Annotated in this window: 13 protein-coding genes; 8 read left to right on the forward strand and 5 right to left on the reverse strand. The window is 66.0% G+C overall.

Annotated features, from left to right (window positions below):
- Positions 1–101 precede the first annotated feature (101 nt).
- On the forward strand, positions 102–863 hold the full coding sequence (locus C489_RS14280; RefSeq protein WP_049890902.1) for a polysaccharide deacetylase family protein: 762 nt from the start codon (positions 102–104) through the stop codon (positions 861–863).
- Positions 864–869: 6 nt separating this feature from the next.
- Here C489_RS14280 and C489_RS14285 read toward each other — a convergent pair whose 3' ends face one another.
- Both C489_RS14285 and C489_RS14290 read right to left on the reverse strand, forming a co-directional pair.
- Positions 870–1,502, reverse strand: coding sequence for an SHOCT domain-containing protein (locus C489_RS14285; protein ID WP_006432016.1), 633 nt, complete (start codon positions 1,500–1,502; stop codon positions 870–872).
- A 144-nt stretch (positions 1,503–1,646) separates the two neighbouring features.
- Positions 1,647–2,723 carry an LLM class flavin-dependent oxidoreductase gene (locus tag C489_RS14290; RefSeq protein ID WP_006432017.1) on the reverse strand — a complete coding sequence of 359 codons (1,077 nt, stop codon included), beginning with the start codon at positions 2,721–2,723 and terminating at the stop codon, positions 1,647–1,649.
- Positions 2,724–2,954: 231 nt separating this feature from the next.
- Here C489_RS14290 and C489_RS14295 point away from each other — a divergent pair, with 231 nt between their 5' ends.
- The 4 genes from C489_RS14295 (at position 2,955) to C489_RS14310 (ending at position 9,462) form a co-directional block, all read left to right on the forward strand.
- Positions 2,955–5,048 (forward strand): hydantoinase/oxoprolinase family protein, encoded by a 2,094-nt coding sequence (locus C489_RS14295; RefSeq protein WP_006432018.1) that lies wholly within the window; start codon positions 2,955–2,957, stop codon positions 5,046–5,048.
- A gap of 5 nt (positions 5,049–5,053) precedes the next feature.
- Positions 5,054–6,898, forward strand: coding sequence for a hydantoinase B/oxoprolinase family protein (locus tag C489_RS14300; protein ID WP_006432019.1), 1,845 nt, complete (start codon positions 5,054–5,056; stop codon positions 6,896–6,898).
- Positions 6,899–6,964: 66 nt separating this feature from the next.
- On the forward strand, positions 6,965–7,726 hold the full coding sequence (locus C489_RS14305) for an aspartate/glutamate racemase family protein (RefSeq protein ID WP_006432020.1): 762 nt from the start codon (positions 6,965–6,967) through the stop codon (positions 7,724–7,726).
- A gap of 344 nt (positions 7,727–8,070) precedes the next feature.
- Complete coding sequence (locus C489_RS14310) at positions 8,071–9,462, forward strand: dihydroorotase (protein WP_006432021.1); 1,392 nt, start codon at positions 8,071–8,073, stop codon at positions 9,460–9,462.
- 309 nt (positions 9,463–9,771) lie between these two features.
- On the opposite strand, the gene C489_RS14315 is transcribed toward C489_RS14310, so the two are convergent.
- A complete protein-coding gene (locus tag C489_RS14315) occupies positions 9,772–10,737 on the reverse strand; it encodes an asparaginase (RefSeq protein WP_006432022.1) in 966 nt (321 codons plus the stop codon).
- 1,394 nt (positions 10,738–12,131) lie between these two features.
- Positions 12,132–14,909: an alanine--tRNA ligase gene (alaS, locus tag C489_RS14320; protein WP_006432023.1), complete on the reverse strand. Its 2,778-nt coding sequence runs from the start codon at positions 14,907–14,909 to the stop codon at positions 12,132–12,134.
- A 300-nt stretch (positions 14,910–15,209) separates the two neighbouring features.
- On the opposite strand from alaS, the gene C489_RS14325 reads away from it, so the two are divergent.
- Positions 15,210–17,435: a GAF domain-containing protein gene (locus C489_RS14325; RefSeq protein ID WP_049890892.1), complete on the forward strand. Its 2,226-nt coding sequence runs from the start codon at positions 15,210–15,212 to the stop codon at positions 17,433–17,435.
- A gap of 3 nt (positions 17,436–17,438) precedes the next feature.
- Here C489_RS14325 and C489_RS14330 read toward each other — a convergent pair whose 3' ends face one another.
- Entirely contained in the window at positions 17,439–20,531 is a 3,093-nt protein-coding gene (locus C489_RS14330; protein ID WP_006432025.1) for a replication factor C small subunit, read from the reverse strand.
- Between the two features lie 164 nt (positions 20,532–20,695).
- Between C489_RS14330 and C489_RS14335 the strand changes: the two genes are divergently transcribed.
- Positions 20,696–21,796: a hypothetical protein gene (locus C489_RS14335; protein ID WP_006432026.1), complete on the forward strand. Its 1,101-nt coding sequence runs from the start codon at positions 20,696–20,698 to the stop codon at positions 21,794–21,796.
- Positions 21,797–21,852: 56 nt separating this feature from the next.
- Positions 21,853–22,140 carry a ubiquitin-like small modifier protein SAMP2 gene (gene samp2 / locus C489_RS14340; protein ID WP_006432027.1) on the forward strand — a complete coding sequence of 96 codons (288 nt, stop codon included), beginning with the start codon at positions 21,853–21,855 and terminating at the stop codon, positions 22,138–22,140.
- Positions 22,141–22,198 lie beyond the last annotated feature (58 nt).

A 22,198-nucleotide genomic window follows, 5' to 3' on the forward strand; every position in this document is an offset into this window, starting at 1 on the left:
CGGTCGCCTCCGAGGAAACGGGCGTAATGACTTCGACAGTATGCCTGACGTACGACTTCGACGCGGTATCGACCTGGCTCTGGTCCTACGACTCGTGGGATATGCCGACTCGCCACTCGCGAGGGGTGTACGGGGCCGAGGTCGGTGCGCCGCGGCTCCTCGACTTACACGACGAGTACGACGTACCCGCGACCTGGTTCGTGCCGGGCCACACCATCGATAGCTTCCCGGAGATCAGCGGCGAGATCTGGGACCGAGGGTACGATATCCAACACCACGGGTGGAGCCACACCGGGCCCGCGACCTACGAGACGAAAGAAGACGAGAAGGCGGACATCGAACGCGCGATCGAGTCGATGGTCGATCTCACCGGCCGGAAACCGACCGGCTACCGCTCCCCCGCGTGGGACTACTCGGAGAACACGCTCGACATCCTCGAGGAGGTCGGGATCGAGTGGGACTCGAGCAAGATGGCGTCGGACTTCGAGCCCCACTGGGTGTACGGCGACTGGAGCGCGCCCGAAGACGGCGCGTACGATCGGGGCGAGCCGACCGACATCGTCGAGCTCCCCGTCTCGTGGCAGCGCGACGACTGGCCGGCGCTGACGTTCACCTGGTCGCGTCCCCACCGGATGGGCTACGTCAGCGAGGACTCGCTGTTCCAGCGCTACTACGACCAGTTCGACTGGATGCACGAACACGTCGACGACGGCGTCTTCATCCTCACGCTCCACCCGCAGGTGATCGGTCAGGGCCACCGGCTCTCCCGGCTCGAGGAGCTCATCCAGCACATGCTGAGCAAGGACGACGTCGAGTTCAAGGAGATGGACGCGGTCGCGTCGGAGTTCCGCGAGTCGAACTGACCGCGATCAGAGGCGCTCGAGTAGCTCCCGTTTTTTCGACGCGAACTCCTCGTCGGTGAGCGCGCCGCGATCGCGGAGGTCGGCGAGTCGCTCGAGGGTCTCCAGCGGATCGGCCGCGGCGTCCTCGCCGGACGTCGCCGGCTCGCTCGAGGGCTCGTCGCCGGCCGCGATCCGCTCCCGAACGTGTGCGAGCGCGTCGGTACACGCCGCCTCGGAACTCTTCCCGACATCGACGTAGTACCGGTTCGAGCCGCGGACGACCAGCCGTCGGTTCCCGGCCGCAGTCTCGAGCGCGGCGTTAGTCAGGCTCGCGTAGGGGATCGACAGGAACTCGTGGTCGACCCCCTCCGGCCGCTGGACGACGACGATCAGCCCCTCGTCGGTGACCAGCGTCAGGAGGTCGACACCGGGGCTCACGACCTTTCGCGTCCGGGAGTCTTCCCGGGCGTCTCGGTCATCGGTATCGGTCTCGTAGTCGACGATTCGGCCCCTGAGAACGTGTCGGACGGCCGCGTCGCCCTCGAGGCGTTCGCCGATCGCGCCGTCGATATCGATCGTCCCGCGCGTCTCGTCGGCCGTTCGGGCCAGTAGCGACTCGAGGGGCGACGCCTCGCCGTCCGAACTGTCGTCGGTCGACATACCGACCCGTACGGGCCACCCCCATATCAACGCATTGCCGACCGCCGCCGTCGCCGTCGCGCGGGTCGACGGGATCTGACGGGCCGACCGTTCGGCCTCGAGGCGGTGACGGAGGGTCGGAGCAACGGGCCGGTCGGCGAACCGCTACTCGGCTTTGTACTCCGCGAACACGTCGATTACCTCCTCGACGTTGTCGTCGAGCGAGTAGAGTACGGGCTCGGTACAGCCCGTCTCGCAGTACGTCCCGACGCGCTCGACGCAGTCCTCCGGCGTGCCGGCGGCGACGATGTTCGTCACGACGTCGTCGGACACCAGCTCGCTCGCCTCCTCGATCGCCTCGGCGTCGGCCGGCCAGCCGCCGAGCCGCTCGGAGACCGCCTCGCCGAGGTCCTCGTCGATCCCGCAGGCCTTCCGGATGTGGGGCTGTTGGCCGATGTATTGGGTCGCGAGGTTGCGCGCGTTGTCGATCGCGACGTCAGCGTCCTCGTTCATCGAGACCGCGATGAGCTGTGGGCGGTCGATGTCGTCGAGCGACCCGCCCCGTCGCTCGGCCCCTTCCTCAAGCTTCGCCATCGCCTTCTCGTTGTGCTCCGGCGGGATGAGGTAGTTCATCATCACGCCGTCGACGATCCCCTCCCCGACGAGTTCGCCGCTCATCTCGTTCATCGTCAACCCCGTCGCGCCGATGAGGATCGGCACGGACCGGGCCTCGGCGTCCGACCGCACGAGGTCGAGTTCGATGTCCTCCACCGAGAGGGTCTGGCCCTCGTACGTGACGTTCTCGAGGTCGAGGAGCTTCCGGGTGACCGTACAGTACTCCCACATTCGACGGAGCGGCTGCTCCCGGTCGATACCGACCTTGCTGGCGAGCGGGTCCCACCACGCGCCGACGCCGAGCTTCGCTCGGCCGCCGGAGAGTTCGTCGAGCGTCGAGAACGTCTGGGCCATCAGCGCGACGTTCCGGGTGTAACAGTTCGTCACACCGGTGGCCAGATCGACCTCGTCGGTGACTTGCGTGTACGCGCCCAGAACCGACATGGCGTCCCGGACGAGCCGAGACTCACCCTGCCAGACCGAGTCGAACCCCGCGTCTTCGGCGTATTTCGCGTACCGGACTTCGTCGTTGATGTCCGGTCGCTCCCAGTTCCAGATCCCGAGTCGATCGAAAGTCGTCGTTGTCATAGTCGTATAGTCCTCCGGATTCGTGAACGGATGGAACAATATCCATCCGTTCGGCGAATCTTTGTGAAGCAAATTCTTGTTCCGGTGGTGATAAAAGCGTTTTCATTACAGCGATATCGGCCGACGGAGCAGCGGTGCGGGGCCGAAACCGATGCCGTGAAGGTATCGTTGTATTATATCAGAGCTATCGAAACATTCGTTTGTGTCAGTGGCCGAAGATAGGTTATACGGAAAGATTTTTGTAGAGTAATTCGAAATAGACGGACGTAAATGAAACTGCTTGGAGTAGACATCGGTGGGACGTTCACGGATGTCTACTTTGTCGACAACGAAACGGGCGAGCAGCGGATTCATAAGGTGAGCACGACGCCGGACGATCCGTCCGAGGGCGCGCTGACCGGTATCCGGGAGCTCTGTGCGATGACCGACACGGACCCCGGTGAGATCGACTACGTGCTCCACGGGACGACGATCGCGACGAACACCGTCCTCGAGTACGACGGCGTCGAGACGGGGATGATCACGACCGAAAACTACCGCGACATCACCCACATCGGACGCCACCAGCGGCCGCAGAACTACTCGATCCAGCAGTCCGTGCCGTGGCAGGACCGCCCGCTCGTGGAACGGCGATACAAGAAGACAGTCCCCGAGCGGATCGCGGCGGACGGCAGCGTCGAGCGGGAACTCGAGGAATCGGCCGTGGCCGACGCGGCGGCCGAGTTCCGGGAGGCGGGTGTCGACTCGATCGCGATCGCGTTCCTCTTCTCGTATCTCAACGACGCCCACGAGCGGCGGGCCAAGGAGATCGTCGAGGAGGTCCACCCGGACGCGTACGTCACTACGTCGAACGAGGTGTACCCCCAGTTCCGCGAGTTCGAGCGGTTCACGACGACCGCCATGAACGCGTTCGTCGGCCCGCCGGTGATCGAGTACGCGGCCCGGTTCGAGCGACAGCTCGCCGACCTCGGCGTCGACGCGGACCTCCACGTCATGCAGTCAAACGGCGGCATCGCGACCGAGGAGATGGTCAGACAGACGCCGGTGTCGCTGCTCCTGTCGGGCCCGGCAGCGGGGATCCTCGGCGCGAAGTGGCGCAGCGACGCGACGGTCCCCGACGACGAAGCGACCGACGTCATCACGCTGGACATGGGCGGGACCAGCGCCGACATCGGCATCGTCGCCGACGACGAGATCGTCGAAGCCAACGTCCGCGAAACCGAGATCGGGGGGTATCCGGTGATGATACCGATGATCGACATCGAGACGATCGGGGCCGGCGGCGGCAGCGTGGCCTACGTCGATCCGGGCGGCGCGTTCCGCGTCGGCCCCGAGTCCGCGGGCGCCGTTCCGGGCCCCGTCGCCTACGACCGGGGCGGCGAGGAGCCAACTGTGACCGACGCGCACGTCACCCTCGGGCGGATCAGAGACGAGTTCTTCCTCGGTGGCGAGCTGGGCCTCGAGACGGCGGCCCCACGAGAGGCGATCGAATCGGCGCTCGCGGACCCGCTCGGGATCGACCCGATCGAAGCGAGCCTTGGCGTCCTGGAGATCGTCAACACCAACATGGCGAACGCGATCCGCTCCAAGACGGTCCAGAAGGGACGCGATCCCGGACAGTTCACGCTCGTCGCGTTCGGCGGCGCGGGACCGCTGCACGCGGCGAGCATCGCGCGCGAACTCGACATTCCGCGGACGCTCGTCCCGTCGAACCCGGGCGTCCTGTCCGCGGTCGGCCTCTCGACGACCGACCTGCAGTACGACCGAATCACGACCGAGTTCTCGCTGCTCGAGGCGGTCGACCGCGACGCGCTCCGCGAGGAATACGCGGGGCTGACGGCCGCGGTCACCGACCAGCTCCGGGACGCGGACGTCGACGGCGATCGCATCGAGGTGGAGCTGTCGGCCGACTGTCGGTACGAGGGGCAGGGTTACGAGCTGAGCGTGCCGATCGGGACGGACGAGTCGGTCCCCGACCTCGAGGCGATCCGCGAGACGTTCGACGCGATGCACGAGGCCGAGTTCGGGCACAACTTCCCGGACAACGCCGTCGAACTCGTCAACCTTCGGGCGACCGCCCGCGGGCGGCTCCCCTCCTCGGAGCGGGTGCCGATCGGCGATCCCGACGCCGCGATCGACGACCTGGCCGTTGACACCCGAGACGTCTACTTCGGCGGCGACGGGGAGCCGACCGCGTACGCGACCCCCTTCGTCGAACGGCGTGCGCTCGGCGCGGGCCAGGAGCTGGCCGGACCGGCGATCATCGCCGAGACCGATTCGACGATCCTCGTCCCGCCCGACTTCACCGCTCGCGTCCTCGAGTACGGCGATATCGAACTACGAAACGACGCGGTACACCAGTGAGACCGATGTCCGACACAGACCGATCCGACCGATCCGTAACCGCACAGACCGCACCGCGCCTCGACGTCGACGACCCCCGGGAGGCGATCGACCCGATCACGCAGCGCGTGATCGCGGGGAGCCTCGAGAACATCTGCGACGAGATGGGCCACAAGCTCACCCGGACGAGCTACTCGAGTATCATCCGCGAGTCCGAGGACTTCGGCTGTGCCCTCCTCGACGAGCAGGGGCGACAGCTCTGTGAGACCGACAGCACGCCGCTCCAGATGGGACCGATACCGGCGTACGTTGGCGGGGTCATCGACCTCTTCGAGGACCGGGGCGAGGTATTCGAGCCCGGGGACGTGATCTTGCACAACGATCCGTACTACGGCGCGAGCCACGCTCCCGACTTCGGCGTCATCGTGCCGGTCTTCGACGACGGCGACCTGATGGGGTTCGCGGTGACGACGGCCCACCACCTGGACGTCGGTGCCGACAAGCCGGGGACCTGCATCATCGAGACGATCGACGCCTACAGCGAATCGATCCGGCTGGACGCGCTGAAGATCGTCGAAGGCGGCGAGCGAAACGAGACCGCCTGGCAGCTGATCGCCGACAACATCCGCGTCCCCGACATGGTGATGGGCGACATCGAGGCCCAGATCTCCGCGGCCCGCGCCGGCGCGCGCCGGCTGGAAGGGCTCTTCGCGGAACACGGGCGCGACACCGTCACGCTGGCCGGCCAGGCGATGATGGACTACTCCGAGGGGCGGCTCCGCGACGAGATCGCGGCGCTGCCCGACGGCACCTACTCCGCCGAGGGGTACATCGACGGCTATCTCGACTCATCGGATCCCGCCGAAAAGGACGTCTTCCTCGCCGTCGACCTCGAGATAGACGGCTCGGAGATACGCGTCGACCTGTCGCGGTGTGACGCCCAGCTCGATAACCGTCCGATCAATATGCCCCTCGAGGGGACCGTCGTCCCCGCGATCTTGCTCGTGATCCGCTCGACGTTGCTCGACACGGAATCCCACGAGTTCGTGCCACAGAACGACGGGATTACCCGTCCGGTCTCGGTCGACGCCCCCGAGGGGACGATCGCGAACCCGCGGTTCCCCGCGCCGACGATCGCCCGGTTCTGTCCGGGGAACCGACTCGCCGACCTGACCCTGAAGGCGCTCGCCGAGGTCGTCCCCGAGAGGACCTGTGCCGGCGTCGGCAATATCAAGATCAGCACCTTCAGCGGTGTCACGGACGACGAGTACTGGGTGTACATGGACATCTCCTCGGGGAGCTACGGCGCTCGGCCGACCGCCGACGGGCTCGACGCGGTGGACACGCTGTACGCCAACACTCGGAACAACCCCATCGAGGACATCGAGAGCCACTACCCGCTGCGGATCAGCCGCTACGAGCTCCGCGAGGACGGCGACGGGGCCGGCGAACACCGGGGCGGGATCGGGCCGGTCCGGGAGATAGAGTTTACCGACGATGGCCGCGTCTCGATCGAAGGCGACGGCACCACGTATCCTCCGTGGGGCGTCGGGGGCGGCCGCGACGGCTCGACGGGAGCCGTCACCCTCGACGCCGGGACCGACGGCGAGCGTTCGCTGGGCTCGAAGCTCGAGAACCGGTCGATGGACGCGGGCCAGCGGATCCGCCTCACCGGGCCCTGTGGCGGCGGCTGGGGCGATCCCGTCGACAGGGATCCCGCGGACGTCTGGGACGACGTCCGCGACGGGCTTCTCAGTCCCGACCGGGCCGAGCGCGTCTACGGCGTCGTCCTGGATTCGGACGGGACCGTCGACCGCGAGGCCACGACCGCCCGGCGCGAACGGCTGCGAAACGGTGACGGCGATGGCTGAGCTGGACGGCGGGGCCCGAGAGACGCACGGCATTCGAGACGAAAACGCGAACGAGAGACGATTCCCGTGACCATCCGAATCAAAGCGATCAATCCGAACACGACCGAAGCGATGACTGACAACATCGAGCGGGTCGGCGACGAGCACACGAGCGATGACACCGAGTTCGTCGCCGTGTCGCCCGACAGCGGCCCGATCAGTATCGAGTCCTACTACGACGATTACCTGGCCGTCCCCGGCGTCCTCGAGGAGATCAGGCGCGACGCCGACGAGTTCGACGCGTTCGTCAACGCCTGCTGGGGCGATCCCGGGATCGACGCGTGTCGGGAAGTGACCGATGCCCCGGTCGTCGGCATCGCCGAGAGTTCGATGTACGTCGCGAACATGCTCGGCGCGACGTTCTCGGTCGCGACGATCATCCCGCGGGCCCGCGACTTCATCGAGCGACGGGTGGAGACGACCGGCCTCGAGTCGCAGTGTGCCTCGGTCCGGTGTACCGATCTGACCGTCGTCGAGACGGAGGAAACCCGGGACGCGGCCGTCGACGCGCTGCTCGAGGCGAGCGAGCGCGCGATCGAGGAGGACGGCGCCGAAGTGATCTGTCTCGGCTGTGCCGGGATGGGCGGGCTCGACGGGGAACTCGAGGAGGCCCTTCCCGTTCCAGTCATCGACAGCGTGGCCGCGGCGGCCGTCCTCGCCGAGGGGGTCGTCCGCCTGGGGAAGACGACGAGCGACGTGCTGACCTACGGCTCCCCCGAGCCGAAAGCGATCGCAGGCTATCCGGATATCTTCCGAATCGGATCGACCGAGCCGTCCGCGGACGAATAGCTCCCGGGTCCACCGAGCGGCCTCGAGCGGGCGCTCCGGGATCGGGGCCCCGTTTCTGGCTCTCACAGCTCTTCGCCTTCGAGACGAGACGCCGATAGCCGCCCATTGGGAGGCGATCGCCTCGGTACTCACGTGTATTTCTTACTATTATATGGGTGTAAACCACAGATGCCGAAAATATATCGGTTGACTAGTTCGTCCTTATATCACGCTATATACTGACCGAGTGGCGCTTGCCGCCGGAATCGACTGCCGAACCCCGGCGGTCGCTGGCTCTCGAACCGGCCGGTCGGGAACGGGACAGCCGGGGAATATATTTATACCAGCGACATAATTGGCTACGTATGTCGCCCGAGACGGTAGACACTATCATAGCCGACGGAACAGTCGTGACGCCGACGGGAACGATCGACGCGGCGGTCGCGATCGACGGCGAGACGATCGCCGCCGTCGGCGCGGAGGAGTCGCTACCCGTCGCCGACCAGCGGATCGACGCGAGCGACAGGCTCGTGATGCCGGGCGTGATCGATCCCCACGTCCACGTCGGAGAGGATCCGTTCACGATCGACACGTACCAGACGGCAAGCGAGGCCGCCGCGCTCGGCGGGACGACGACGTTCGTCAACTTCGCCTGGGAAGGCTGGGACGGCGAGACGAGCATCTACGAACCCGAGACGACGCTCGTCGAAGGGATTCGAGCCCAGAAAGAAGCGGCCGCCGACGCCCTCGTCGACCACAGCTCCCACGGCGTGCTCGCCACCGAACGGGATGCGACGATCGAGCAACTCGAGCCGGCCCTCGAAGAGGGCGTGACATCGTTCAAGCTGTTTACCGCGTACGAACACGGCGTCTCCTACGGGTTCATGAATCAAGCGCTGCGGCGGATCGCCGAGCTAGACGCCGTCGGGATCTTCCACACGGAAGACGCCACGGTCTGTGACCAGCTGACCGAGCAGTTCCGAGCGGAGGGGAAAGGGGACCCCGAGTGGTATCCCCGGTCCCGGCCGGACTACGCCGAGGCGATGGCCGCCGACGACGTCGCGCGGATGGCCCAGGAGGCCGGCGCGAAGTACTACGGCCTCCACACCAGCTGCCGGAAGTCGGCGGAGGTTCTCGAGCGCTATCAGGACGACGGCAGTCAGATCCGCGCGGAGACCTGTACCCACTACACGGTCTACGACGACTCTGTCTTCGCGGAGCGCGGGAACCTGCCGATGATCGCGCCCCCGATCCGGAAGCCGGACGACGTCGACGCCATGTTCGAACACCTCCGCGGCGGGGCGCTCAGCGTCGTCTCGACCGACCACTGCGGCTACAAACGCGAGAGCAAGGAAGTCGAGAACTGGTGGGACAGCACGTTCGGCGCGAACGCGCTCCAGACGAGCCTGCCAGTCTTCCACGACGAGGCAGTACACGAGCGTGGATTCTCGTATCCGGCCCTTGTCCGCCTCATGTCGACCAATCCCGCACGGACGTTCGGGATGCCGGAGAAAGGGACGCTCGAGCCCGGGACCGACGCGGACGTGGTCGTGTTCGATCCCGCAGAGACCTACACGATCGACGCCGACGAGAACGGCTCCGAGGCCGACTTCTCGATCTACGAAGGGCGGGACGTGACCGGACGGGTCGAGCAGACGTTCGTCCGGGGCGAACTCGTTGCGGACGACGGCGAGATCGTCGCAGACCCCGGTCACGGGTCGTTCGTCGAGCGGGACCTGCCGGACTGGGAGCAGTAACACACCACGCGACGTTGGGGGCGAACCCGCCGATCAGCGGAGCCATTTTCCGTCGGGAAGCCGTCGCGAGACAGACGGAAGCAGCGGATCGAGGACGGCTGTCCGATAAGAGTACGAGATGACCAGCGAGTCCGTCACACGGCGACGGTCGCAGAGGGGTCGCCAGCCGGCTCGGTCAGTGACCGACCGTTTCGGTCTACCTATTGATGTGGATGGCGCGACCGGGACGCGGTCCGCAAGCGTTGCAGAGGACCGCGATTCGGAGCGCAGCAGAAGCGTGGTGTCAGGGGTCGGCGAGCGGGCCTCGGATCAGGGGGTATCGAAGACCTGTTCGACCGCGATATCGTCCGCCGAGAGCGCCAGCATGAGCTTGATCCGGGCCTTGTGTGCCGGCAGGTCGCCGCCGAAGAGCGCTCCGTGCGCTCGGAGCGTCCGGCCGCCGCCGCCGGTGCCGTAGACGGGGGCCACCGCACCGGCGTGACACCGCGAGGTGACGACGACCGGAACGCCGGCGTCGATCGTCGCCTCGATCGCGTCGCCGATTGCGGCGGTCGCGTTCCCGAGCCCGGTCCCTTCGACCACGAGCCCGTCGACGCCGGCGTCGACGGCCCGCTCGATCGCCGCCCCGTCGACGCCCGCGCCGGATTTCACCAGGGCGACATCCCGCTCGGCGTCCAGGACGGGAACGTCGGCCGAGCAGCTGCCGGGCTCGCGGTGGAACCGGACGCCCTCGCGCGCGACCGCCGCGACCGGCCCCTTGCCGGGAGAGCCGAACGTGCCGAGCTTGCGGGTGTGGGTCTTGGTCGCGTCGCGCGCGGCGTGTAGCTCCTCGTCGAAGGCGATATAGACCCCGTCGTTAACCCGGTCGTGGCTGGCGGCTCGAACGGCCGTGAGGAGGTTCGACGGACCGTCGGAACTGATCTCGTCGGGCCGTCGCTGGGCCCCGGTGAACACGACCGGCACGTCGAGATCGAGCGCGAGATCGAGGTAGTACGCCGACTCCTCCATGGTGTCCGTGCCGTGGGTCACGACGACGCCGTCGGCACCGCGCTCGGCGGCCCCGCGAGCGAATCGCCCCACGTCGGCGATCGCCGCCGGGTCCATATCGAAGCTCGGCCGTTGCGTGACCTGTTCGATCGAGAGCGTCGCGTACTCGTCGATCGTCGGCACAGCCGCGAGGAGTTCGTCGCCGTTCTTGCTGGGCGTCGCGCCGCCCTCGCCGTCGGTCGACGCGATGGTCCCACCGGTACTGAGCACCGTGATGTTCGCAACCATACCCGAGCGGTCGTGCTCCCGATACCTTAATATTCGGACTGAAAGACATGGCCGTCCCGGTGGCAGCGAGAGGAAGCCGGAAACGGGAGCGCGCCGGCCGCTTCCGGTACAGGTCGGTGGTCTCCGCCTCGTCGATCCCGTCCGCATCGCTGCCGACGCCGCACTCCCGCCGCTCGCGGTCCCGAGTTCGGTCTCAGATTTCGTGGAGCGAGAAGAAACTCTATATCAGTTGATAAAGACTCGTATCCAGCCCCTATTCCGCTATACTCTCGTTTTCAGATACTGTTCTATTTCTCTATATACTTGCTGCTGAAGGCGCTTTCCCACCCGTTCACAACAACTCCCATAAACTTATTTATATCCCGATTCCGGCCGGGGTTCGGATCATGTCGGGGTCAACGAAACCGTGATTCGACTCGACAACGAGCGGTATCGGCTGTACGTTGCGGTCGATCCAACTCCGAGTAGAGACGGGGTACAAAGCTTGCACGGGCCAGATCAAAGCGTATAGCTAGCCGTCTCCCGGACTAACGCGGAAGATTTGATGCCGGTGACAGAGTGTTTCTCGCCGATAGAGACGAGTCATTGAACCACATCGTCAGCGATACGGACCCGATTGCAGATACGAACGACGGGAAGATCGGAGCAGTGGCAAAAACATAATTGAAATGGTAAACAATGATAGTGATAACTATAGTTATGAGTTAGGAAGCGAGTGATAACTAAACTACTAATTAGTTGTTCAGATCATTCGCATTCCCGCGGACAACATCTCTGAACACGATCCACTGACCGATACCAGTGCTCGAACGACACTCGAGCCCGAAGAAGTGTCCGGATAGCGGACGGAGAACGAAACGGTCGACGTGTTTACTTGAAAAGTCATGGTGCCCGTGACCCATGCTAACAGGGGCGGTAATATCGGAGCGACTCGACAGCGTGGTGGCCGGGCGACGGTGAAGTTCGATATCGAGACACGACGATGCCCGTCGAGCGCATCACCTCACACCGTTCGTAGCGATCCCTCCTCGAGGTCGTAGTACAGCGAGACGGACCCGTTCGTCACGGTGGGCATACTCGAGGAGAGAGGCGGAGGAAGGCGACGGTTTCGGTTCCGTACGGATCCCGGCTTATTCCCGCGGCCACCGATAGTCTTTGATTTGTTCCCTCGGTCCTCCGCTCACAAGTAGGGTAACAGTTTTCCCCACCTCGAGTCCCTGGTGCGATCGATTCTCGGGTGGTCAGATTTCAATCGCGTTCTCGTCTCGATTATCGTGTTTGGCTATCAACAGACAGTTAGAGTGATGGACGGTCTTCCGTTCCTCGAAGCCACCGAGATTCACGTACCGACCACGTTCCCCGGCTCCGACGAGAAAACGCGTTAGAACCCGAAGTTACGCGTCCAGCACCTGCCGCAACACGTCAGGCGCGTCCTCGAGCGCCTCGTCTAAGTCGTCGACGTTCGGGCCACCACCCTGTGCGAAGTCCGGCGGGCCGCCGCCGCCGCCGCCGACCTTGGCGGCGAGTTCGCCGACGACGTCGCCGGCGTTGACGCCCACGTCGTCGGGCACCGCGACGACGAACTGGGCACCGCTCTGGCCGCTGCCCAGCACTGCGATCTTGCCCTCCTCGACGAGGGCGTTGGCGGTCGCGCGGAGTTCGCCCATATCGGCGTCGATCCGGTCGACGACGGCCGTCGTTTCGCCGACCTCGACTTCCTCGCCGCCGCCACCGCCGCCGGCGCGGGCTTCGGCGAGTTGTTCCGTGAGGTCTTCGATCTCCTTGCCTCGAGCCTTCCACTCGTCGAAGAACCGTTCGGCGGTCTCGGGCACGTCTTCGGGCGAGACATCGAGGATTTCAGCGGCTTCGTACAGCGCGTCTTCTTTGGTCTGGGTGGCCTCGATGGCGGCCTCGCCGGCGGCGAAGGTGATCCGTTCGACGCCGTCTTGCACTCGCTCGGTGTTCAGGACCTTGATCGCGCCGATATCGCCGGTGCGGGCGACGTGGGTGCCACCGCAGGCTTGGACATCCTCGTCGACGGTGATCAGGCGGATCTGCTCGCCCGGCGGGATGCCGCCCTGATAGAGGTCGAAGCCGTGTTCGGCCTCGGCGTCGTGGCGGTCGGGCCACTCTTGGGTGACCTGCGTGTTGTCCATCACGATTTCGTTCGCCCGTTGCTCGATCCGCTTGACGTCCTCGCGGGAGATCCGATCGTAGTGGCGAACGTCGATCCGCGAGGAGTCGACGCCCTTCTGGGCACCGGCCTGCCGGATGTGTTCGCCGAGTACCTGTCGTGCGGCGTGGATGACGATATGGGTCGCCGTGTGGTGGCGCATGAGCTGGCGGCGGCGACCGCCGTCGACCTGCCCGTTGACCAGTTCGCCCTTGCCGGGGTCCTCGTCGGTCCGGTGGAGGATCACGTCGTCCTCTATCTGGACATCGGTGACTTCGACGGTCGTATCGTCGGTCGAGAGCGTCCCCGTGTCGGCCGGCTGGCCGCCGCCCTCGGGGTAGAACATCGTCTGGTCCAAGACGACGTCGTAGCCGTCCTCGCGCTCGAAGACGTCGAGCACGACCGCCTCGAACTGGGTCCGCTCCTGATCGTCGTAGTAGAGTTTCTCCGTCTCCGGGAGATCCTCGAAGCGCTCGTCTTCCTCGTCCTCGACCTCGGCGACGGCCTCAGGCGTGTCGTGGCGCTTCGCGACGAGACTGTAGAAATCGTCGGGAATCTTGACGTCCGCGCCCGTCTCCTCGGCGATCTCGGCAACCATATCGGGCTGGATACCGTGGGAGTCGTAGAGTTCGATCAACTCCTCGGTGGGAATGGGCTCGCCTTTCTTCGCGTACTCCTCGGCCAGCGTCTCGACCCGGCGACCGCCCCGCTCGAGCGTCTCGCGATATTTCTCGACCTCGGTCCGGACGATGTCCCGGATCGTGTCGCGGTTCTCGTACTCCAAGCGCTCTGCCTGCATGTCGACGAGTTCGTCCAGCGGCGCGTCGACGCCGACGGTGTCACAGAGCCGCTTGGTGCGCCGGAGGACCATCCGCGCGAGGTAGCCGGTCCCGACGTTCGAGGGGACGATGCCGTCGCCGAGCATGTAGGCGAGGGTGCGGCAGTGGTCCGCGATGGCGTAGATGTCCTCGAGGGGTTCCATGAGGTCCTCGAGGTGGTCGGCGTCGACGTCGAGTTCGGCGGCGATCTCGCCGCGGGCGGTTGCCATATCCTCGGCCTCGTCGATGTCCATGTGGCCCGCGAGCTTGGCGGCGCGGTGGATCAGTTCCTCCTGGTCGTCGGTGTGGTCGAGGCCCGCGTTCTCCTTCAAGAAGGCGATCATGTCGGGGTAGACCGCCTCGTAGACGGTCGGCGTCCCTTGGGAGACCCACGTCCACCGCTCGAGCCCGTAGCCGGTGTCGACGATGTAGGTGTCCATCGGGCTGTAGCGGTTCCCGTCTTTCATCTCGTACTCGCCGTCGGGGTCTTGCTCCATGGACATGAAGACCAGCGTGGCGAGTTCGACGCCGCGGTAGATGACCTCGATGGCGGGGCCGGCGTTGCCGCCGCCGACCCACGGGTCCTCGATGTAGATGACCTCGTCGAGATCGACGCCCATGGAGTCGAAGAAGCCGTCGCAGAGTTCGACGGTGCGGTCCTTCCAGTAGACCTCGCCGTGGTAGGCGTACTCGTCTTCCTCGACGTCCTCGCGCGTGTTGAACGCGTGGTGGGCCATCATCTCGAAGGCCATCGTGTGCCGACCGGTCTTGCCGACGTTGTCGATGTCCTGCATCCGGATGCAGGGCTGAGAGACGGTCAGCGGGTTCGCCGGCGGCGGCGTCTCGCCGCTGGTGACAAGCGGTTGGAAGTCGTAGATCGACGCTTGGGTCAACAGCACGTCGTCGCGCCAGCGGTTCGCCGCGACCGGGTAGGGATCGATTCGCTCGTGGTCGTTGGCCTCGAAGTAAGAGAGAAAGGCCTCGCGCATCTCGGTCAGGCTGTACGAGTCGTCGAAGCCCGAGTTGTCGATGAAGCCGTACTCCTCGCAGGGCGGCTCACCGCAGGTCACCCGATCGTGGTCGCGCGTCCAGAAGTACGCGCCACACTCCGGGCACTCCTTGCGCTCGAACCCTTCCTCCTCGAAGTACTCGAGGCGGTATTCCTCCGCCAGTTCGCTCATTACGCGTCTATTGGCCCTGCAGCGCGTAAAACAGTTCCGCAACTGCCATCGGCGAAACCATCGTCGGACGCGACCGCGAGCGGGATGAACAGCGGTGATAGTGGCCCCGATGCGTATCCGCGGTCACGGCCACAGGTTCGTCGCCGCGCTCGAGATTCGTAACCGCACTCGAGTCGCTCGAGCCGAGCGCGGGCCGGCTACCGAGGTCCCAATTTGAATCCGGCGATACCGAGGGACGACTCAGTGTTCGATATCGGGGATACCGTTTTACCGTGGTGGAAGGTCACGCAATACAGAGACGTGAACGGCGACGGCACGAGCAACGCACCGGCGAACCCGCGACCGCGGACGGTCCTCTACGTGGCCGGCTCGGAGCGGACCGCAAGCGACGGCGCCGGAGAGCTCGAGGCCCACCCGTCGGGTCCGAAGCGGTCGGTCCACGCCGTCACCGCGGTCGAGCGAGTCCGGAGTTGGGCCCCGGAGGCCGACTGCGTGGTCTTCGCCGAGACGCCGACGACGGCGGCCGGCTCGACGCTGCTCGAGGTCGTCGACGCCTGCGGCGCGACGCCCGTGATCCTCTTTACCGAGTCGTCGTTCGCGCCGGCGGCCGCGCGGTCGACCGGGGGGATCGACGGCTACGTCCGCCGCGAGACCGACGACGCCGTCGCACACCTGATCGACGAGATCGAGTGGGTCTGCAGGGGCGAGAACGGGACGACTGCCGACGCCGAGACCGAAACCGAACCGACGAAAGACGGCGCGAACGACGTGATCGCGATGGGCGGCAAGCGAGCGGCATCGGTCGGCGATCCGGCCGACTCGAGCGACCCAGCGGCCCGGCTCCTCGAGGCGGCCCCCGAACTGGCGGCCTGTCGCGATCGCGACAGGCTCTTCGAACTGCTGGTCCAGAGTGCAGCCGACGCCCTCGAGCGCGAGGCCTGTTGGCTGTCGACGGTTCACTTCGGGGAATTCACACCGCGAGCGACCGCGCCGACGGTGTCGGACGCCGACCTCGAGGCGCTACCGCGTGAGGGACCGCTCGGCGATATCCTCCGAACGGGCAAGGCGCTGCAGATCGACGATCTCGCGGCCGACGACCGGCTGGCGGCCCCGCTCGAGGGGATCGCGTCGCTGTGCTGTGTTCCGGTCGGCGACGTGGGTATCCTCCAGGTCGCCGCCGAGGAGACGGCGGCATTCAACGAGGGCGACTGCGACCTACTCGCGACGTGGTGTCGCGCGGCCGCTGCAGTCCTCGAGCGGATCGACGCCGACGCGAACCGCGCCACGGCGCGCGAACGACTGCGCCGGGAGCGCGATCGGCTACAGACGGAACGGGATCGAGTAGCGAACGACCGGGACGAGATCGCCGCCGAGCGCGACCGGGTGGCAGCCGAACGCGACCGCATCCGGGCCCTGTTCGCGAACGTGCCGGAGCCGACAGTCCGGTACGAGATCGACGACGGACGGCCGATCGTCCGGACGGTCAACGACACCTTCGCCGCGGTCTTCGGCACCGATCCCGAGGCGATCGTCGGCGCGCCCGTCGACGAGGACACCGTCCCGCCGGGCCTCGAGACCCGGCGGGCGACCCTGCTCGAGTCGCTGCGAGCGGGCGAGCGCCGCCAGTTCGTCAGTCGCCGGGAGACCGTCGACGGCGTCCGCGAGTTCCTGCTGACGCTGGTGCCGGTCGAGACGGGCGCGGGCGGAGCCGCGGCGGCCGGCGAAGACGGGGCGGCGCAACCGCCCGATCACAACCCCGAGGGACTGATCGTCTACAGCGACGTGACCGAGGCGAACCGCCGGGAGCGGGAGGCCGCCGCCGCCGAAGCGCGCCTCGAGACGATCGCGGACCTGGTCGACGAGGACGTGCGAACGCCGCTGAACGTCGCCCGCGGCTACCTCGAGTTGGCCGCCGAAACCGGCGATCAGGAGCACTTCGCGGAGGTCGACGACGCACAGGAGCGGCTCCGCGAACTCGTCGATCAACTGGTTGCGATCGCCCGGCGGGACGACGTACTCGTCGAGACCGAACCCGTCGCCGTCCACGACGTCGCGCGGCGGGCGTGGGTCGCCGTCGACACCGGCGACGCGCGGCTCGTCACTCGGGCGGCGAACGATCGCGTGCTCGAGGCGGACAAAGCGCGGCTGCGAGAGTTGTTCGAACACCTGCTGCAGGCTGTCGTCGAGGACGCAGGGAGCGATGATTTCGGCACCGGACCCGGTGCGAACGACGCGGGCGGCGACGCCCCGATCGTCACCGTCGGCGCGACCGACGACGGCTTCTACGTCGCCCGGCACAGCACCGACGGCGACGCCGCGACCGACGACGACGGGCTCGAGACGAACCCCGTCCCCGGCCGATTGGCCGCGGCCGACGGCACCGGGTTCGGGCTCGGCACCGTCGAGCGCATCGCCGACGCGCACGGCTGGAGCGTCGGGGTCGCCGAGGACGACGATCGCGTCGCGTTCGCCTTCCGCGGCGTCGGCGATGGGGACGAAACTGATGCGGTGAAAAGCGACCGGTAGCCGTCAGTTGTCTTCGTCGAGCGCAAGCGACGCCAACATCGCCTCGAGTTGCAGGCGTTCGTTCGCGCCCTCGGTGATCCGGAAGTCCACCTCGCCGAGTCGCTCGAGCAGTCGCACCGTCGCCTGCTCGGGGATGTCGAACTCCCACGCGGAGCGGTGGAGCTGATCGATAACGTCGCCGCCGGCGAGGCCGCGCTCGGTCAGCAGGTCCTCCAGGGCGGCGCGGGCGGCGGTGAAGTCGCCCTCGATGGCGTGGTCGACCATCGCCTCGACTTCCTCGGGGCGGGCGGTCGCGGTGATCGCGAAGACGGTCTCCTCGTCGACGGTTTCGCCCATCACCGCGGCGGCCTGCAAGGCGTTGATCGCCTTCCGCATGTCGCCGTCGGCGGCGTAGATGAGGGCGTCGACGCCGTCGTCGGTGACCGCGATGTCCTGATCGGCAGCGATCTCGCGGACCTGCGCCTCGATGGCGTCGTCGGTCAGTTCGGTAAAGCGGAAGACCGCACAGCGAGACTGGATGGGATCGATGATCTGGCTCGAGTAGTTACACGAGAGGATAAAGCGCGTGTTGTTAGAGAACTGCTCCATCGTCCGACGCAGCGCGGATTGGGCATCAGACGTGAGGGCGTCGGCCTCGTCCAAGAAGATGATGCGGTGGTCGTAGCCGCCGAACGAAGAGCGCGCGAAGTCCTTGATCCGATCGCGGACGACGTCGATCCCGCGCTGGTCGGAGGCGTTCAGCTCGAGGAAGTTCTCGCGCCAGTCGTCGTCGTAGACCTCGCGGGCGATCGCCTGCGCGGCCGTGGTGTTGTGCATGACCGTCGGCACGTCACCGGCGACGTAGTTTCGCGTTCCAGGTACTGTGAGGTCGTAGACGCGTTGTTCACTCTGTACTTGCTCGACGTTCGTCACCCGATCAAAGTAGAGCGTTCCGCGGGAGAGTCGATCGAGTTCGACGATCCGTTCGACAACCGCCATCGAACACATCTCGCCAGCGACCTCGAGGATTCGGTCGGCAACGGTTTCGAACCGCGGCAGCGACGCGAGATCGTGATCGCCGTTTTCGATGAGATTTCGGACCTCCGTACCAAGCAGTTCTGTGCCCTCCGCGATTCGGTTATCCGAAACGCCGAGCGCGTCGATTGCGTTTCGCAGCGACTCCTGAACGGAACGGATATCCGGCGTAGCGGACCGTGCCTCGAGCGTGGCGAGTAACTCACCCGCTCGACTCGCAGTCGGGGAGCGGCGTCCGTTCGCATATTCGAGCAGTCGGTCAGTCCGAATTTCCGTCGCAGATTCGACCTCTTTTCGCATCTCGAGCGGCTCCAGCGCATCACGCTCGCTGACCCACGTCGTCGGAACGGCACTCACCGATCGAATAGCAGAGCGTACCTGCTCGATATCTTGCTCGACCTGCTGTGCCGCCTCGAGTCGATCGGACGCCGCCTCGAGAACCCGATCGATGTCCTCGAGCGCGGCTTCTCGACCGGGGTTGTCGGGGTTCAGGGTGTCGGTCACCAGCGGTTCTTTCTGCAGCGCGAGCGTTCGACAGAGATCGTCGATAGCCGCCTGCGCGGGCATGGTATCGTGATTCGGATTTCCGGTGCCCGCAGTCGCGTTGGCGAGCCGCTCTCGTTTGTGATCGATAGTGAATCCGACGGCGTCTTCGAATTTCGAGAGCGCCGAGATGCCTGATATGTACAGCGCGTGGTATTCCCGTTTCGGTCCGGAGCCGTTCGTTGCCGTCTTCTCAACGCGTTTCCGGCGCGTTGGAACGCCGAACGAGGCGAGCAGATACGAACAGAGCGTAATTACCGACTCGTCTTTCTGCGTCAGTTCGATCGTCCCTTGATCCGCGACGTGCGCTTCGGAATCGAAGACCGCCCGCAGGAACGCCGTTCGAACGTCGTCCGAAGCGTGAACGAGGATCGAACCGGCGGTTGAGTCCGCCGAATCGTCGAAAACATCGAAGCAGGACTCGAGGAAGTGATGAAGGGACTTCGTCCGGAGTTCGACGTACGGCACGTCTTTCTGCACGCCCCGGGTCGTTTCGACACCGAACAGTTTCCGTGCGGTACGTTCGAACGCCTCACGGAGCGCATCGTCCGTATTATAGAACTTGATTCGGCCGTTATCGATCCGCGCTTCGCTGATTGTGAGTCCGACGAAACGCGCCAGTTCCGGCGTGAGTTCCCACGGCGGCGTGATCGGACTGGACCGTTTGTTGTACGGCGTGACGTACTGTACGGCTTCGACGTTGGCTCGAAGCTCGGATTCTGAAACATCGAGCGACCGGAGATACGCAAGCGAACAGGTTACCGACGGCTCCTCGAGATCAATCGAGACGTCTCGTGCGTAATTCTGCGCTGTCTGACGAGTGATATCGTATTCGGCGGCGATCTCGGCGACCGAATAGCCTCGTCGACGGCAACCAATAACTGTCTTCTTCTGTCCGACGTAATTCTCTTCGGCTGGAATTTCGTACCGCTCGGCGAACGATTCCGAGACGGTGACGAACGTTCTGTCGCCGTCCATCGACGAGAGCCAGTCGAGCGATGCGGATGTGTCGTCAGCAGCGAGTGGCGTTTCCAGTGGCCGCGCGAGACGTTCGTCGCCGGACAGCGTTCCGGCCTCCTGCCACTCGAGGCCCGTCTCGTCGGCCACGAGAAGTTTGTGTTCCGGCGTGACCGTGAACTCGTTTCCGTCTCGCGTTGTAATCGAGACGAGATCGGTCGCTTCCTTCGAGAAGACGTGCGACGGGGAGACGTATTCGAACGAACCGTCGTTGTCGTACGTCAGGATCTCGAGGTCGTCGTCCGGCGTTCCGAATCCGTCGACATCACCGACGACGGTGGAGATCGGAGCGACACCATCGTTCGTCAGCACCGGTGTCTCCCCAGTGACACACTTCCCCGTCCCGGCCGGTCCCGCGAACATGAGATGGGGGAGATCGTCCTGCTCGACGTACCGTTGGAGCCGCGGAACGATGTCCTCGTGGCCCTTGATCTCGTCGAGGCGCTCCGGTCGATACTTCTCGATCCAGACTTCGGTCTTCCCGGGTGTGGGCTCCGCCGCCTCGGCGTCGGCCTCGCTCATACTGGCCGAAGGTGCGGCCGGAAGATAAATCGCCCGAAGGTCGCTCCCCGACAGAGCGGCCGCGGGTTCGGTCCCGTCGCGAACGGATCACGCACCCTGACGGTTTCTGCACCGGAAGTCGTGGTGGCGGCTTTTACACCCTGCTCGAGGAAGGACTAGCTGCAATGGTTGCAAATATCACACGATCGCGGATCGCTGTCGCGGCACTGGTCATCCTCCTGATCTGTGGGACCGTCCCGGCGACGGTGGCGGCACAGACTGACGGGCAGACCGGTGGCACGGTCGTCGTCGAGGAGGGCGAAACGGTCGACAGCCTCGAGGCGTTCGGCGGGAGCGTCATCGTCCGCGGCACCGTCACCGGCGACGTCAGCGCGGTCGGGGGCGACGTGCGGATCGAAACCACGGGCGAGGTTGGCGGCGACCTCGAGGCCGCCGGCGGGAGCGTGACCATCGCCGGCAGCGTCGACGGCGACGTGGAGATCGGTGCGGGGAGTCTCACGATCACCGAATCGGGCACCGTCGGCGACAGTTTGATGGCCGGCGTCGGAAGCGCGACGATCGACGGCACGATCGAGGGCGACGCCGAAATCGGTGCCGAGACGATCCGGCTGGGCGAGAGCGCGTCGATCGCGGGCGATCTGCGCTACGACGGCGACCTCGAGGGCAACACCGACGCAGTCGCGGGCGAGATCGAAGAGGACGCCTCGCTCGGCGTCGACGTCGCGCCGACGATCCAACCGTTCGCGTCGTGGTTGTTCGCGGCCTACGTCCTCGCGGTGAACCTGCTGATCGGGGCCGTGTTGCTTGCGCTGTTCCCGCGGTTCTCCGACGGCGTCGCCGACCGCGTCGCGTCGGGGCCGCTCCGCTCGGGACTGGTCGGACTGGGTGTCCTGATCGGGGTTCCCGTGCTCTTGGTCGCGCTCGCGATCACCGTCGTCGGCATTCCGCTGTCGCTGATCGGCGGCTTCGCGTTCGGCCTGTTGCTCTGGATCGGCGTCATCTACGGTCGCTTCGCCATCGCCGCGTGGCTCCTCTCGCTGGTCGGCCTGGGCAACCGCTGGCTCGCGCTCGTCGTCGGGCTGGTCGCCGGTGCCCTCCTCGGTCGGCTCCCGATACCGATCGTCGGCGACGCGATCAACCTGCTCGTCCTCCTGCTCGGCCTCGGCGCGCTCGCTCGCGGGCTGGTCGGCCACTGGCGGGCCGCCCGAAATCGCGAGCAGGACAGACCCGTCGGTCCCGGTCCGGACGAACGGACCGCAGACTGAGAGGGGCCGCGATCCTCGAGCGATGCGCTCAAGGCCGCGCTCGCGCAAGGCGAGGTATGCACGTCACCGTCGACGTCAAGGGCGAGGACACCTACGAACTCGATCTCGAGGCGGTGGCGGGAGCCGCGGCCGCCGGCGCTGACACCGCTGGCGGGGTCGGCGACGCCGATGGCGACGATACCAGCGGTCCCGACGGCGCGACGCCGACCTACGCGGACCTGCTGCGCGAAGTCGACCTGAGCCCCCACGAGGTCAGTGTCCTCGTCGACGGTCGTCCGGTCCCCGAGGACCAGCCCGTCGAGAGCGACCACGTGACGGTGCTCCGGCTGATCAAGGGCGGGTGAGACCGGCGAGTCACGCGGCGATACGACCGCGTCGCGAATTTGTTCGCGTTTCGTATCC

Origin of the sequence: Natrinema versiforme JCM 10478, assembly GCF_000337195.1 — an archaeon.
Classification (GTDB): domain Archaea; phylum Halobacteriota; class Halobacteria; order Halobacteriales; family Natrialbaceae; genus Natrinema; species Natrinema versiforme.

Coding starts and splice junctions, on each gene's coding strand:
- C489_RS14280 (WP_049890902.1), top strand. CDS start 102: ATGCCGACTCGCCACTCGCGAGGGGTGTACGGGGCCGAGGTCGGTGCG.
- C489_RS14285 (WP_006432016.1), bottom strand. CDS start 1,502: ATGTCGACCGACGACAGTTCGGACGGCGAGGCGTCGCCCCTCGAGTCG.
- C489_RS14295 (WP_006432018.1), top strand. CDS start 2,955: ATGAAACTGCTTGGAGTAGACATCGGTGGGACGTTCACGGATGTCTAC.
- C489_RS14300 (WP_006432019.1), top strand. CDS start 5,054: ATGTCCGACACAGACCGATCCGACCGATCCGTAACCGCACAGACCGCA.
- C489_RS14310 (WP_006432021.1), top strand. CDS start 8,071: ATGTCGCCCGAGACGGTAGACACTATCATAGCCGACGGAACAGTCGTG.
- C489_RS14315 (WP_006432022.1), bottom strand. CDS start 10,737: ATGGTTGCGAACATCACGGTGCTCAGTACCGGTGGGACCATCGCGTCG.
- alaS (WP_006432023.1), bottom strand. CDS start 14,909: ATGAGCGAACTGGCGGAGGAATACCGCCTCGAGTACTTCGAGGAGGAA.
- C489_RS14330 (WP_006432025.1), bottom strand. CDS start 20,531: ATGAGCGAGGCCGACGCCGAGGCGGCGGAGCCCACACCCGGGAAGACC.
- C489_RS14335 (WP_006432026.1), top strand. CDS start 20,696: ATGGTTGCAAATATCACACGATCGCGGATCGCTGTCGCGGCACTGGTC.
- samp2 (WP_006432027.1), top strand. CDS start 21,853: ATGCACGTCACCGTCGACGTCAAGGGCGAGGACACCTACGAACTCGAT.